The sequence below is a fragment of the Salipiger sp. IMCC34102 genome (assembly GCF_004145405.1).
Lineage (GTDB): Bacteria > Pseudomonadota > Alphaproteobacteria > Rhodobacterales > Rhodobacteraceae > Loktanella.
Genome location: NZ_SELQ01000007.1, coordinates 132,575 through 146,986, shown reverse-complemented (window position 1 = coordinate 146,986; position 14,412 = coordinate 132,575). Strand labels below are relative to the sequence as shown.

The 14,412-nt window shown below is 66.4% G+C and carries 12 protein-coding genes; 8 read left to right on the top strand and 4 right to left on the bottom strand.

Going from position 1 to position 14,412, the window contains the following annotated elements; all coding sequences use genetic code 11:
- Positions 1 to 195 precede the first annotated feature (195 nt).
- A complete protein-coding gene (locus EU805_RS14500) occupies positions 196 to 1,176 on the top strand; it encodes a glycosyltransferase family 2 protein (protein ID WP_129764705.1) in 981 nt (326 codons plus the stop codon).
- Positions 1,173 to 2,168 (top strand): glycosyltransferase, encoded by a 996-nt coding sequence (locus tag EU805_RS14495; RefSeq protein ID WP_242494180.1) that lies wholly within the window; start codon positions 1,173 to 1,175, stop codon positions 2,166 to 2,168. Before EU805_RS14500 ends, EU805_RS14495 begins: the two co-directional genes overlap by 4 nt.
- A 294-nt stretch (positions 2,169 to 2,462) precedes the next feature.
- Here EU805_RS14495 and EU805_RS14490 read toward each other — a convergent pair whose 3' ends face one another.
- Positions 2,463 to 2,657, bottom strand: coding sequence for a hypothetical protein (locus EU805_RS14490; protein ID WP_129764704.1), 195 nt, complete (start codon positions 2,655 to 2,657; stop codon positions 2,463 to 2,465).
- A 510-nt stretch (positions 2,658 to 3,167) separates the two neighbouring features.
- Here EU805_RS14490 and EU805_RS14485 point away from each other — a divergent pair.
- The 3 genes from EU805_RS14485 to EU805_RS14475 all read left to right on the top strand — a co-directional run bounded on the left by EU805_RS14485 (position 3,168) and on the right by EU805_RS14475 (position 6,240).
- Positions 3,168 to 3,938, top strand: a complete 771-nt coding sequence (locus tag EU805_RS14485) for a trans-aconitate 2-methyltransferase (RefSeq protein WP_129764703.1) — start codon at positions 3,168 to 3,170, stop codon at positions 3,936 to 3,938.
- A 25-nt stretch (positions 3,939 to 3,963) separates the two neighbouring features.
- A complete protein-coding gene (locus EU805_RS14480) occupies positions 3,964 to 4,653 on the top strand; it encodes an acyl-homoserine-lactone synthase (RefSeq protein ID WP_129764702.1) in 690 nt (229 codons plus the stop codon).
- 177 nt (positions 4,654 to 4,830) lie between these two features.
- Entirely contained in the window at positions 4,831 to 6,240 is a 1,410-nt protein-coding gene (locus tag EU805_RS14475; RefSeq protein WP_129764701.1) for a cell wall metabolism sensor histidine kinase WalK, read from the top strand.
- A 126-nt stretch (positions 6,241 to 6,366) separates the two neighbouring features.
- Here the strand turns inward: EU805_RS14475 and EU805_RS14470 are convergent, their stop codons facing one another.
- Both EU805_RS14470 and EU805_RS14465 read right to left on the bottom strand, forming a co-directional pair.
- Positions 6,367 to 8,013: a sulfatase-like hydrolase/transferase gene (locus tag EU805_RS14470; protein WP_129764700.1), complete on the bottom strand. Its 1,647-nt coding sequence runs from the start codon at positions 8,011 to 8,013 to the stop codon at positions 6,367 to 6,369.
- Positions 8,010 to 8,519: a MarR family winged helix-turn-helix transcriptional regulator gene (locus tag EU805_RS14465; RefSeq protein ID WP_165351966.1), complete on the bottom strand. Its 510-nt coding sequence runs from the start codon at positions 8,517 to 8,519 to the stop codon at positions 8,010 to 8,012. The genes EU805_RS14470 and EU805_RS14465 overlap by 4 nt, the downstream gene beginning before the upstream one ends.
- Before the next feature lie 139 nt (positions 8,520 to 8,658).
- Between EU805_RS14465 and EU805_RS14460 the strand changes: the two genes are divergently transcribed.
- From EU805_RS14460 to EU805_RS14450, 3 genes are read left to right on the top strand one after another with little or no spacing between them, the layout of a single operon-like run.
- On the top strand, positions 8,659 to 9,714 hold the full coding sequence (locus EU805_RS14460; protein ID WP_165351965.1) for a TAXI family TRAP transporter solute-binding subunit: 1,056 nt from the start codon (positions 8,659 to 8,661) through the stop codon (positions 9,712 to 9,714).
- Between the two features lie 55 nt (positions 9,715 to 9,769).
- Positions 9,770 to 12,070, top strand: a complete 2,301-nt coding sequence (locus EU805_RS14455; RefSeq protein ID WP_242494179.1) for a TRAP transporter fused permease subunit — start codon at positions 9,770 to 9,772, stop codon at positions 12,068 to 12,070.
- The gene (locus EU805_RS14450) at positions 12,051 to 12,509 is read left to right on the top strand and encodes a DUF3237 domain-containing protein (RefSeq protein WP_129764697.1); all 459 of its coding nucleotides are present in this window, start codon (positions 12,051 to 12,053) and stop codon (positions 12,507 to 12,509) included. Before EU805_RS14455 ends, EU805_RS14450 begins: the two co-directional genes overlap by 20 nt.
- A 17-nt stretch (positions 12,510 to 12,526) precedes the next feature.
- On the opposite strand, the gene EU805_RS14445 is transcribed toward EU805_RS14450, so the two are convergent.
- On the bottom strand, positions 12,527 to 14,119 hold the full coding sequence (locus tag EU805_RS14445; RefSeq protein ID WP_165351964.1) for a DEAD/DEAH box helicase: 1,593 nt from the start codon (positions 14,117 to 14,119) through the stop codon (positions 12,527 to 12,529).
- Positions 14,120 to 14,412 lie beyond the last annotated feature (293 nt).

Sequence of the window (14,412 nt, the reverse complement as noted above, 5' to 3'; positions counted from 1 at the left end):
GCGCGCCTCTCCTCCCCGGAGGCGCGCGCGACAGGGCCGCCCCCCATCCCCTAGAACAGACCCAGACACCGCCCCCCGGGAGACACCTCGCATGCAAACACCCACGCGCCAAAGCACGCTCGTCGCCGACGGTGCACCATGCCCGATCCCGGCCACCCGCCTTCTTCCCGTCTGACCTCCGAAAGGATACCGATCATGCCGCACGTCACCCTCGTCGTTCCCGCCTACAACACCGCCCGCACCCTGGAGGACACGCTCTCGGCCCTGCTGGCCCAGACCTTCCGTGATTTCGAGATCGTGGTCGTCGACGACGGGTCCACCGACAGCACCGCCTCGGTCGTGCGCAGCCTTCAGCGTGATCCGCGCCTGCGGCTCGTGCAGCAGCGCAACCGGGGCCTTGCCGGCGCGCGCAATACCGGCATCGCCGAAGCCAAGGGGGCGCTGATCGGGTTCTGCGACGCCGACGACCTGTGGGAGCCGTGGAAGCTTCAGGCGCATGTCCGGCACCTGAACGACAATCCGCAGGTCGGCGTCAGCTACGCGGGCTCCGCGCTGATCGACGACGAGGGCGCCTTTCTCAAGCAGGCCCAGCGTCCGCGCCTGACCGGTATCGACGCGGCCCATATCCTCAAGCGCAACCCCATCGGCAACGGATCGGCCCCCGTGATCCGCCGCGCGGTCTTCGATGAGATCGCCTATCGCCCGGCCTTCGAGACGCGGCGCGATTGGTACTTCGACGAGACCTTCCGCCAGTCCGAGGACATCGAGTGCTGGATGCGCATCGCGCTGACCACCAACTGGCAGTTCGAAGGCGTCCCCGGCCTGCTGACCCGCTACCGTATCAGCGCGGGCGGCCTTTCTGCCGCGACCGACCGGCAACTGGCCTCGTGGGAGCGGATGATCGCCAAGCTGACGCCACTGGATCCGGCCGTGATGACCCGCCTTGCGCCGACGGCGCGCGCGTACCAGCTGCGCTACCTGGCGCGCCGGGCGGTCAGCGACGGGGATGGCGAACGGGCCTGGCAGATGGTCGCCCGTGCCTTCGCGCAGTCCCGGGTGCCGCTGATCGAGGAGCCGGTCAAGACCCTGACCACGCTGGCCGCCGCCGCCGTGCTGCGCCTGGGCGGGCAGGCCATCACCGCCTCGTTTCTGCCGCTGAAGGCGCAGCGCTCGTGAGCCGCCGTCCCGTCGTTCTGCACTTGGTCGACGACACCACCGCCGGAGGGGTCATGCGTGTCGTCGATTTCCTCGTGGGTTCGGACCGTCTGCAGGCGCAGGCGTGCCACGTCACGCGGCAGGTCGCCCGCGGCGGCCTGAAGCCCGAGCGGCTGAAGGCGGACATGATCGTCTCTCACCTGACGCTGAACTGGCGCGGTCTGCCGGGGCTCGCCGCCCTGCGGGCCGCCAATCCCGGAACGCCGATGATCCACGTCGAGCACAGCTACACCGCCGGTTTCGTTGCCCACAACGTGGCAAGGCCCGGGCGCTTCTTCACCATGCTGAAGCTGGGGTTCGCGGTCTTCGACAGGATCGTGGCCGTGAGCGAGGCCCAGGCCGAATGGTTCGAACGGATGGACCTGTGCCGTGCGGCCAAGATCAAAGCGATTCCGTCCTGCGTCGATCTTTCGACCTTCCGCGCGCTGCCGGCGCGCTCAGGCCCGGTCCGGGTCTTCGGGGCGATCGGGCGGCTCGAGCCGCAAAAGGGATTCGACACACTCATCACCGCGTTCCGGGGCCTGCCCGATCCGGATATCGCCCTGCATATCTACGGACAGGGACAGGAAGAAAGCGCCTTGCGGAACCTCGCCGGAGACGACACGCGCATCCACTTCAAGGGGTTCGCCAAGACGCCGACCACCGCCTTCGCATCCGTCGACGCGGTCGTGATGCCCTCGCGGTGGGAGGCCTACGGCCTCGTGGCGATCGAGGCGCTGGCCGCCGGTCTTCCCGTGATCTGCGCGAACGTGGACGGGATGATGGATCATGCGGCCTGTGGTGCGACGGTGCTGCCCTTCGGCTCCGCGACCGAGGCGCGGCAGGCGCTGGACCGCGGCCTTGTCCCGAAGACGCCGCGCCCGTCGAAGGCCCGGCAGGGCGACGCGCTGGAAGAGGCCTTCTTTTCGTCCTGGGGCGATCTGACCGCCCGTCATTGTGCCCTGGCCGTCTGACGGTGGAAAAGTCCGGCGGCGATTTTCAAGGCCCCGGTTTCGAACGCACCGGCCCGGCATTCCGGCCCGGGTGATTCGGTCCGCCCGCGCGATGTGCGACCTACTAAAGGGGTTTGCCGGTTCAAGGACTAGGCGCGCGCACCGCGCTTGCGCAGAACGTGCAGCGGTTTTCAAAAAACAGGCGCGTCACGGCGACAGCGGGCCTGCGTGACCCCGAAATAGTGTCTCATGGCCCCGTAAGGTTCTAGCGCTTAGCAACGCGACCGCGCCTGGCAGAATGCGCAGCCCGCGCGGTCAGACGCGCCATGTCCCCGCTGCAGGCACCATCGGTCCGATGACCATACCGGCCGCCCTCTGCCGCACGGACGCGGTGCCGCGCGACAACGTCGGGTCGGGGGCCGCGTTGTCGTTGTCGCAGTCCACGAGATCGAGGAAATACGCGACGAAGTCCATTTCGCACATGCGGAACTGGTCTGTGGCGTCTGTCATGGGAACCCTCGGATGCGGCGGCAGGCTGGCCTGTGCAGCCATCCACGAAAACCGGGGCCGAAGTGTGTCGGACAGGTGGCAATACAACTCGTAAACAAGACAACTTTGCCTTTAATGTGTCACATTTTTGCTTCAGCGCGTCGTCCGTCCGGGCAAACCAACCGGCGCAAAAGACCCGTGCAAAGTGCTTAGATCGACATAGGGCCGCGAAGGCTCGATCCTGCGTTCCGGTTCGATTTTCATGCTCTATCGCAGGAAAACATTTCGTGATCGCCCCCGGTCCCGGGGGCGACGCCAAGGGGTGATCGACGGTCAGGGACGTTCACGGGGTGCCCGTTTTGTTTCCAGAACGGGTGCGATCGGATCAAAATCCCCGCTTGGTTGATAAATTTTTGTTTTCGCCTCTTCGCAACAGAACAATTTGTAAACTACGGTAAGGAGGTAATCAGTTTACTAACGGCCAGTGCCCTTATCGAGTTCTCAAGAATTGAACCTTGGAGGGTTCCGACCATGTCATCGCAGGTGCAATCCCAGGGATCGGTTTCCGCCGATCTTGTCGACGGCGGGACCGTCAGCCGGGGGACGCAGGCCGATTGGAACGCCTATGCTTCCGAATACGACCTGCTGTCCGACCACAATCCCGAATACCGGGCCTTGCAGCGGGATTTCGAGGCGTTCCTGGCCACGATCGAAACCCCCGACCGGATCGTCGATATCGGTGGCGGCACCGGCAATTACACCCAGATTGCCGCGCGTTGCTGCCCCGGCAGCGCGATCCGCCTGGTGGAACCGCACGAAGGCATGATCGCCGTCGCACGGCGCAAGCTGTCGGATTTCCGCAACATCACCTATGATACCGCGACGCTCGAATCCGTCGACGCGCCGGGCACGGCGGACCTCGTGGTCTGCGTCCACGCGCTCTACACGATGCCGGACCCGGATCGGCGCCTCGCGGACCTGCGGCGCTTGCTGCGCCCGGGCGGGTGGCTCTATCTCATCGATCTGGGCCGACGCTTGGACGTAAAGGACTGGCGCGCCTACCTCTTTTCGCACCTGCGCCGCGAGCATGGGGTGTTCCGTGCGCTGCGGATCCTCTGGCAGTCCCGGGAGATCGCGAAGCAGAACACGGCGATCGAGCGGGCGCAGACAGAAGGCGTGTACCGGACCCACACGGCAGAGGAGTTCGCGTCGGCCGTCACCGCCGCCGGGTTCGATATCCATCGGCAGGAAACCGTCTATCGGGGCTACAGCGATCTGATCGTGGCCCGGGCGCGTGCCTGAATTCGCCGAGACGAAAGGACCCATCATGAGCGACCGTGTCATCAGCGCATTGAACCGCGCCCAATACCGCGTCCTGACCGAGGAGCAGGACCTCGAGGAAATCTACCGGCTGCGCTACGATTGCTATCGAGCCGAAAACTCCATTCCCGAAAACGAGCGCGGCCTGATGACCGACGCTTACGACGAAACCCCGAATTGCGTGCATGTTGCGGTTGATATCGACGGGGAGATCGCGGCGGCTGTGCGCCTACATCTCGTTTCAAGATTATCGTTCTCTGCGCCGACACTCGAGGTGTTCCCCGAAGTGCTGGACGACGTCGCGCGGGGGCGGACGGTTCTTGATTCGACACGCTTCGTCATCGATCCGTCGGCGCGCAAGAACAAGGTTCCCTTGCATTTCCTTGTTCTGCGGGTCCCGTTCCTCGCGACGATATTTTACGACGTCGACCTGGCGCTGGCCCCGGTGCGGGCCGAACATACCGCGTTCTACTGCCGCTACCTCGGCTACGAGCCTGCGCTCGAGGCACGCAGCTATCCGGGGCTCGCGAAACCAGTCCACCTTCTGACCGCAAAGGTTCGCGAACAACGCGCCGCGGTTCTGGCGCGCACGCCGGTCTTCGGCCCGATGGACGAGATTCCGCAATCCAACATCGATTTCCCCGAGCTTTCCGGAATTTACGCCGCGTCAAAGAAAGGTCGATCCTCGGCGGCCTGAGCATCGGCGTATATTCGCTACTATCCATCGCGGGCGCCAGCCTACTTCGTGAAATACACCTATCCGAATGACTGCCCTGAATTCGGCACCGTTGTGGCGTAATCTGTACGCAGCTAGCTTAACTTTTGACGTAAAGGTTAAATAGCTTGTTATAAAGTTTAACCGGTGAAGGTACTCATGAAGGGCGCAGGTTCCCTCACGGCGGTCTGGGAGAGCTGGTTCAGCTCCCGAGGTCGCGAGCAGAGGATCAAGGATTATCTGATCCTTTCCAAGAAGCTCGTCTGGAGGCGCCAGGCGAGTTTTATTGTCGCGGCGATCCTGTCTGCGTTCTATTTCGACCCCGTCAGGATCATCTTCCTCTACGGGATCGTCGTCATCACCGAGTTCCTCGACGAGCGCCTGGCGCGCCAGGCAGAGGTCTGGGACGGCAAGGACCCGGTGATCGGCCGGGCGATCCTGATCCGCATCGCCCGCAACACCGTCCTGAGCGCCGTGGCAATCTGCGCCTTCATCATCGAAATCGCGATCCAGCAGAAGACGGGCGGCCACTTCATGTCGCTGTTCTTCCTGTTCTCGGCCTCTGTCTTCGCGGCCATGTACAACAGTCAGATGATCGGCATCCTGGTGCTTCGCCTGTCGATCTACGCGATCGGTTTCATCTTCATCGCCTTTCTCGATATTGTGCGCTACGCGCCAGAGCTGAATTCGCCGATCTGGCTCGAATTCTTCACCATCATCTTCGTGCTCTTCTTCGTCGGCGACATGTCGCTGAAATTCTTCCGTGACTACCAGCTGCAGCTCAAGCAGATGCGGGTCATCAAGGCCGAGAACCGGCGGTCGAAGGCCGCGTTGGCCGCGAAATCCCAGTTCCTCGCGACGGTCAGCCACGAGCTGCGCACCCCCCTGACCTCGATCATAGGCTCGCTCGAGCTGGTCAACGGCGGCGCCTTCGGTGAACTGCCCGAGAAGTCCAGGCCCCCGCTCGAGATCGCCGCCCGGAACAGCCGGCGGCTTGCCACGCTGATCGAGGATCTTCTGGACATGCAGAAGATCGAGGCCGGCGAAATGGTCTTCCAGTTCAATCCGATCGACGCGAACGCCCTGGTGAGGGAAGCCATCGACGCCACCGCCGGTTACGCCAGCAAGCTCGACATCCACGTCATAGTCGTTCCCTGCCGCGACGATTCCCGTATCGCGGGCGACCGCAACCGCCTGATACAGGTCCTCAACAACCTGCTGTCGAATGCGCTCAAGTTCTCCGAGAAAGGCGGCACGGTGACGGTGCGGGTCGAGCGGACGGACGAAACCGTCCGCATCTCGATCGAGGACGAAGGTCTCGGCATTCCCAAGGACGCGGAAGAGCGGGTCTTCGGCAAGTTCAGCCAGGTCGATTCCTCCGACGTGCGGCGGGTCGGCGGGACCGGATTGGGTCTGAATATCACCAAGCAGATCGTCGAGCGCCACAACGCCACCATCAGCTATGAAAGCGAGCTGGGCGTCGGTTCCACCTTCTACGTGGTCTTCGATGCCCTGACGGATGCGGCGGTCGAGGAAGACGACCTCGATCCCCTGGTAGAGTTCGACTGAAGCAGGGCGCCCCCGGCGCTATCCGGTTTGCTCCGACTGAAATCGCGATCCCGCAGGGCGCGCGCGCTCACGCCCCGCCGCCGGTCCCGCCCTGCCGTTGCAAGGTCCGGCAGACGGTCTCGCGGGCTAGTCCGGCCTGACCGGAGTGCGATCGCCGAAGGTCAGGCCCGTGGCCGCCTCGTATTCCGCCTCGTCCCAGAAGCCGATCAGGATACCGCCCTCGGCGGCCTTCTTCTGGCGCTCCAGCACGGCGGGCGTGGCGGTGATCCGGGTGTGGTGCCGCGTCGCCCAGTCGAGCAGGGCGGCCTCCATCCGGGCACGCACCTCGCTGTGCTCGGGTATCTCCGAGGCGCCGAGGTCCGTCAGTTCCTGCGGGTCGCCTTGCAGATCGAACAGGACGGGGCGGAAGCCTTCGCAGCGGATGTATTTCCAGCGCCCGTCGAAGATCATCGTGGTATGCGCATGCTCCTGCGGCTGGTCCAGCGTGCGCGCCATTTCGGACCAGTGGTAGTCGTGCTGGCTTATCGCATAGCGGCGAGAAAAGCCCTCCACCCCCTGCAGGATCGGCGCAAGGTCGCGGCCTTCCACCACATGCGGCTTGGGCGGACAGCCCATCGCGGCCATGAAGGTGGGGGCAAGGTCGATCATCTCGACCAGAGCATCCGACACGGTGCCGTGGGCCGCCTTCGCGGCGGGCCGGGGGTCGGCCAGGATCAACGGCACCTTCACCGCCATCTCGTGGTAGAAATCCTTGTCGCCCATCCAGTGATCGCCCATGTAGTCGCCGTGATCCGAGGTGAAGGCGATGATCGTGTTCTCGCTCAACCCGGCCGCATCCATCCAGGCGAATAGCCGTCCGAGGTTGTCGTCGAGTTGCTTGATCAGCCCCATGTAGGCCGGGATCACGTGCTCGCGCACCGTATCGCGCGAGAAGCTGCGGCAGACCCGCGCGTCGAGGTAGGCGCGCATCAGCGGATGATCGGTTTCGCGCTCGGTCTCCGACCGGATCGGGGGCACGATGTGCCGCGCGTCGTACATGTCGTGGTAGGGGGCGGGCACGATGTAGGGCCAATGCGGCTTGATGTAGGACAGGTGACACAGCCAGGGGCGACCGTCGGCCTGCGCCTGGCGCATGAACTCGATCGCGCGGTCGGTCATGTAGGCGGTCTCGGAATGCTCCTCCGGCACGTCGGCGGGCAGGCGCGAGTTCTTGAGCAGCCAGGCCGAAAGCCGCGCGCCGTCCGCGTCCAGCCCGGAATTGGCGAAATCGCTCCACGGGTTGTCCGAGGCATAGCCCTGCGCCACCAGGTAGTCGTCGTAGGCCGACCAGTTCTGGCGCGGCCCGTCGGGGTGCAACCCGTCGTCGCGGTCGAAGGGCTCGAACCCGCATTGCGAGACCTGGACCCCGATCTGGCTGTCGGGGTCGATGCCGAGCCAGGCCATGCCTTCCGCATCCGCCGTCATGTGTGTCTTGCCGACGAGCACCGCGCGGGCGCCCGCGGCGCGCAGGTGATCGCCCAGCGCGGGCTCCCCCACCCGAAGCGGCATGCCGTTCCAGGTCGACCCGTGGCTGCGCACGTAGCGCCCGGTATAGGCCGACATCCGCGACGGCCCGCAGACCGGGGACTGCACGTAGGCATTGGTGAACCTCACCCCGCGGTCGGCCAGCGCGTCGATATGCGGCGTGTGCAGGTGCGGGTGGCCGTAGCAGGACAGGTAGTCGAACCGCAGCTGGTCGGCCATGATCCACAGCACGTTGGGACGGTCGGTCATGGGGTCTCCTCGGTCTCGAAATGCGTCTCGACGGGCAGGCGCAGGAAGGCTTCCAGCCGGTCGAGGTATCCCACGAAGGCGCGGATCTCCTCGGCGGAGAAGACCTCCGCAAGGGCGGCGCGGCGGCGGGCCATGACCGGGGCGGCCCGGTCATAGGCGGCGCGTCCCGCGGGCGTCAGCTTCACGATGGTCTGGCGTCCGTCGCTGCGGTCCCGCGCCATGGTGACCAGCCCCTTGCGGCGCATGTCGGGCAGGGCCCGGCTGAGCAGCGAATGATCCGCCCGCTGGATCACCGCCAGCTGCCGGATCGTCATCGGCCCCGCTTCGTGCAGATCCCACAGGGTGCGCCATTCGACGGTCGAGAGATTCCCGCAACGGGCGAGGAACTTCGCGCCCTGCTGGCGCGACGCGGTATAGACCGGCGGCAGTCGCGAGAAGATGTTCAAATGCTCGCGCGCGATCCGTCCGCGGATCGGATCGGTGGTGCTCTCTTGCGGCTCGGTCATGCGGTGCCTCCCTGCCTGCGATAAGACCCCATCTGATTTTACGTGACAAGTCATATAATTTCTGCAAGGCTTCGGGAAACGCCCCATGTCGGGGCGCCGCGACTTTGGAGGAAGCCGCGGAGTTTTCGGGAGGATAACGATGTTCAAGACCACGATTCTCGGCGCGACCGTGGCGCTCGCCCCGCTGGCTGCCTTCGCGCAGACCACCCTCACGGCAGAGACGACGGCACCCGGCTCGACCCCGCATTACATCGACACGACGCTGGCGGCGGTGCTCGACAGCGCGGGCGTGGCGCAGATGCAGGTCACCGAAGGGGCGACCCTGACCAACTCGGTCCAGGCGGTGGCGGAAGGCCGGCTCGACATCGCACCCGCACCGCTGATCCTGCCGTTCCTGCTGTCGCGCGGGATCGGCCCCTACAGCGGCGTCGGGGAAGAGCAGGGCGCCGCGCTGGCGGAGAATCTGCGCGCGCTCTTCTTCAACGCGGGCTCGGCGCAGATCTTCGCCTATTACAACTCCAACCCGGTCGCGGATATCCGCGATCTCGACGGTCTGCGGATCTGGAACGGCCCGCCGCGCGGGGCGGCACTCACCTCCGGCCGGGCGATGGTCTCTCTGCTGTCGGGAGCGCAGGAAGGGGTCGACTACGAAGGCGTGCAATCGCAATGGCCCGACGCGGAATCGGCCGTCACGGGCGGCTCCGTCGACGCCTGGACCATGCCGGAGGGTCTGCCCTCGGGACGCCAGATCAGCATCTCCGCCGCGGGCGGGATCACCATGCACGACGTGCCCTCCGACCTTCTGGCCAGCGAGCTGGGCCAGCAGATCGTGGCCGCCCCCGGTCATGCCCCGTTCTCGCTCCCGGTCGAGGATGTGCGCGCCGCCTACGAAGGCAACGACATCACCATCGTGACCGACGACGACACCTTCGACAGCTTCGCCACCGCCTTCGCCCAGATCGTCAACGCCGACATGGACGAGGAGCTGGCCTACGACATCACCCGGGCCTACCTCGAAGGCGAGCGGCGCTTCGTCGAAAGCTCGCCGCGCGGGCAGTTCATCATGCTCAGCTTCGGCGATATCGACGGGGTCAGCCAGGGCGCCTGCGGGGCCGTGAACGTCAAGATGCATCCCGGCGCGATCCGCGCCTACGAGGAGGCCGGCCACACCATCGCCGACTGCCTGCGGCCCTGACGGCCTGCCGTCCCCAAGAAAGACGTCCCGACAGCCCCCAGCGAAGGTGCCCGCCATGCTGACCTCCTCCCGTCGTCCGAGCACCGGCCAGACGGTCGCCATGGGCCTTGCCCTGGTGCTCGTGCTGGTCGGCATGGCCAACACCCTGCCGGAAATCGCGGGCCTGCAGGATTGGGCGCGCGAGGTGACGGGACGCCCCTTCCTGCGCCTCTCCGGCTACCCGACGGAGTATTTCTATCCGCCGGTCTTCTTTTTGATGATGGTCATCGTCGCGCTGGATGCCAGCGTCTACCGCGCTTGGTCCGAAGAGAAACCGCACCTGGCCTGGGCGGGGTTCCTGCTGGACGCGGGCCTCATCCTCGCCGCCTTCCTCGCGGCCTTCGGCTACCTGGTGGAGGTCGACTCGGTCTGCCTGATCGACCAGATCACCGGAGAGCGCGCGCGGCTGATCGCGGAAGGGGCCGAACGCTCCGCCGGGGCCATCCCGGGCCTGTCGTTCGAGGCCGAGGTGCCTGCCTGCCAGGCGCGCTTCGGCACCTGGATCATCCCGCTCTTGTTCACGATCATCACGCTGTTCTTTCTCTACAACCTGCGGGTCTGGGGCCTGCCGCTGGTCGCCGTGGCGAGCGTCGTGGTGATCTACACCATCGGCACGGCGCTGATCTGGGCCTTCGATCTGTCCGACAATACTTTCCTGCTGACCAAGCTCGGCGCCGACGGCGGTGACGCGACCGCCGCCGCGATCGAGAAGGCGACCAACGTCTTCACCACCCCAGACGGCTTCATGGGCCGCTTCATGGAGATCGTCGTCAGCCAGGTCTTTCCTTACGTGATCCTGGGCGCGCTCTTCGGGACCTCCGCCGGGGGCGTGTCGCTCATCAAGCTGGCGGTCCGCGCGACCCGGCGCCTGCGCGGCGGACCCGCCCACGCGGCCATCGTCTCCTCCGCCATGTTCGGCACGATCACCGGCGGGCCGGTCACGAACGTGCTCTCCACCGGGCGCCTGACGATCCCGATGATGCAGCGCAACGGCTTCTCGCCGCAGTTCGCGGGCGGGGTGGAGGCGGCGGCCTCCTCCGGCGGGCAGATCATGCCGCCCGTCATGGGGGTCGCGGCCTTCGTGCTCGTGGCCCTGACGTCGGTGCCCTATACCAAGGTCATCACGGCGGCCTTCCTGCCCGCGATGTTCTTCTTCTTCTCGATCTTCCTCGCCGTCGTCTTCCAGGCCCGCCGCGAGCGGGTCGAGGCGATGCGCGTGGTCCCCGACGATCTGGTCATGCACAAGCAGGACTGGCTGAACCTGATTATCATCGTCCTGCCGATCCTGACGATCCTGTTCCTGCTTCTTGGCAACAAGGACGCCGTCAGCACCGGGGTCCTCGCCGGCCTCCTGCCCGGCGGCGTCACCCGCACGATCACCAATGCCACGGGCGATGCCGTCTCGGCGGGGTGGTGGGCGGTCGCGGTGCTGCTGCCCCTGCTGTTCCTCGACCCCGAGACGCGGGCCAGGCCGTCGAAGATCCTGGCCTCCCTCGCGGACGGCGGCATCCTGATCTCGCGCCTGTTCCTGCTGCTCTTCGCCGTGTCGATCATCGCGGCCTTCCTCAACGAAAGCGGCCTGACCGGAGAGTTGACGCGCGCCGTCACCTCCTGGCTGGAACGCGCGCAGGTCCTCTCGCTCTTCGGGTTCGAGATCCGGATCGTCGGCGCCGTCTACCTGATGCTGGCGCTGACCTGCGCCATGCTCTGCGCGATCCTTCTGGGCATGGGGATGCCCACGGTGCCGGCTTACGTGAACGTGGCCCTGCTGCTGGGACCGCTCTTGTCGAACCTGGGCGTCAGCTTCTTCACCGCGCATATGTTCGTCTTCTACTTCGCCGTGGCCTCGGCCATCACGCCACCCGTGGCCATCGCGGCCTTCGCGGCCGCCTCGATCACCCGGACCGAACCGATGCGCACGGGCTTCGCCGCCGTGCGCGTGGGCATCGTGATGTTCACGATCCCCTTCGTCTTCGCCTTCTACCCCGAACTTCTGCTGATCCCCGAGGCCGTCACCATCATCGACGAGACCGGCGCGCGCAGCCTGATCGCCGGCTACACCGGAGAGGTCGACATCCCCGCCCTGGCCCTGCTGTCGCTGCGACTGATCTTCGCGCTCTACCTTCTGGCCTCGGCCCTGGCGCGCTACGACCAGGCCCGCTTGCGCGCGTGGGAGATCGCGCTGCGCCTGGGGTGCGCCGCACTCGTGATGGCCAAGGCCGATCCGGTCATGTGGCTGGGGATCGCGGGTGGCATGGCGCTCGTCGGCCTGCACACCCTGACCGCCCGGAGGATCCATGCAACCGCCAGCGCTTGACTTCGCCTGCCGGCTTACCGTCGAACTCGGCCCAATCCGGGAGATGGGGGCCGGGCGCGCCGGGCAACGCCGGATCATTCCCATTGTCGGCGGGACCGTGACGGGGCCCGATCTTTCGGGACGGATCCTGACCCTCGGGGCGGACTGGCAGACGATCTTCGCCGACGGGGTGGCGGAACTCGACACCCGCTACGGGTTCGAGACCGACGACGGCGCCCTGATCGAGATCGTCAACTTTGGCTACCGCCACGGCCCGCCGGACGTCATCGCCGCCATCGCCCGGGGCGAGGACGTGGCCCATGACACCTACTACATGCGCACCCACGCACGGCTCGAAACGGGGGATCCGCGCTACGCCTGGGTGAACCGCACGCTCTTCGTTGGCACGGGCCGGCGGCAGGCCGCCTGCGTGGTGGTGGACCTCTACCGCCTGGGCTGAGCGAGGCGTCTGGCGCGTCAGCCGTCGATCGCCTCCACGTGGTTCTTCAGCACGTGCCGATAGAGCCCGATGCCCAGTCGTGACATCTGCCCCGATTGCTCCGTCCCGTCGAGCGCGCCGAAGCCGCGGATGTCACGGTCCTTGCGCGCGATCCGGAACCCCGCGCCGATCTCGGACATCCGCGAGAACGCGTTCAGGCGCGCCGCGGCGTCGCTGTCGTCGTCGGTGTCCATGTCGGTCATCAGCAGCATGTGCGCGGGCAACTGGCTGCGCCCGATCCGGCCACGCAACTGGTGCAACTGCGACAGGCCGAAGCGCTCGGCGTTCCAGACGATCATCGTGTTGGCCCGTCCGTTGTCCAGCCCGCTCTCGATGATCGAGGTGGACAGCAGCACGTCGACCTCTCCGGCCATGAAGCGCAGCATGGCATCGGCCATGTCCTCGTCCGTCATCTGGCCATGGGCCACGACGTAGCTGAAATCGACCTTGCGCTCCTTCAGCAGGGCCTCCATCCGCTCGACCCCCGCGATGCGGGGGCAGACGAGGTAGCATTGCCCGTCGCGCGCCGTCTCCCGGGCGATGGCGGCCAGCATCGTGTCCTCGTCCAGCACGCCAAGACGGGTTTCCACCGGCTTGCGGCTCTTCGGCGCCGTCGCCACGACCGACACGTCGACCAGACCGACCTCCGCCGCGGCCAGCGAACGCGGGATGGGTGTCGCCGTCATGCTGAGCACGTGCACGCCGGACGCGAGGTGGCGCAGCTTGTCCTTCTGTTCCTCGCCGAACCTCTGCTCCTCGTCGATGATCACCAGCGCCAGGGCGTCGAAGCTGAGCGCGTCGTCCAGCAGGGTCTGCGTGCCGATGACGACGCCGATCTCGCCGCTGGCCAGGCCGTCGAGGACCGCGCGGCGGTCGTCCGCCCCGGTCAGGCGGGACAGTTCGGCGACGCTCACGCCCGTGCCTTCGAAACGGGCCGCGAAGGAGGTGTAGTGCTGGCGCGCCAGCACGGTCGTGGGCGCGGCGAGCACCACCTGGTGGCCCGACAGGGCCGCGGCGGCTGCCGCACGCAAGCCTACTTCCGTCTTCCCGAAGCCCACGTCACCGACCAGCAGGCGGTCCATCGGGGTCTGCCGGCCCAGGTCCTCCAGCACGGCGGCGATCGCACGCTCCTGGTCCTCGGTCGGCTCGTGGCCGAAGCCGTCCGCGAAGGCGGCGAGGGCTTTTGCGTCGGGGACCAGGGCAGAGGCCTTCGCCGCCTTGCGCGCGCGGTCCAGCTCGACCATGCGATCGGCGCTCTGGCGCAACTCGACGATCATCTCGTCGCGCCGCCGGACCCAGTCGTCGGACTTCAACCGGTCCAGCGTCAGCGTGTCGGCCGGTGCGCCGAACCGCCAGAAATCGTGGCCCTCCTCGGCGGGCAGCATCATCTTGCCGCCGTTGCGATAGACAAAGGTGGTCAGCGTCTGGTGCGCATCGCCCAGGTCGCACTCCTCTTCCCCGTCGTAGCGGGCGAGGCCGTGTTCGAAGTGCACGACCGCGTCGCCGGGTTCGAGCGCATCGTCCCCGAACAGCAGATCGTGGTCGCGGTCCGTCAAGGTCTGGCGTGGCATCAAGGTCCCCCGGGTTTTTGCCTGCCAACGCCGGGTGGGGAAAATTGATCCCCGCCGCGACGAATTGTTCCGATCGCTTCGGCACGCCCCGGCGCTGCGCCCTTTGTGCGCCGTCCGGATTGCAAAGCAGGGCGACCGTGGGAACACGATCGTCCGCCCCGATGGACGCGCCCGCATCCGCGATGTCCCGTGCCGCGTCCCCGGCCCAAAACGCGCCTGCCGCCTGCCGCCGAACGGCAAGCAGGCCTTCGCCGACCTGCGCCGGATCCCGTCATTCAATCCGGTTGACACGA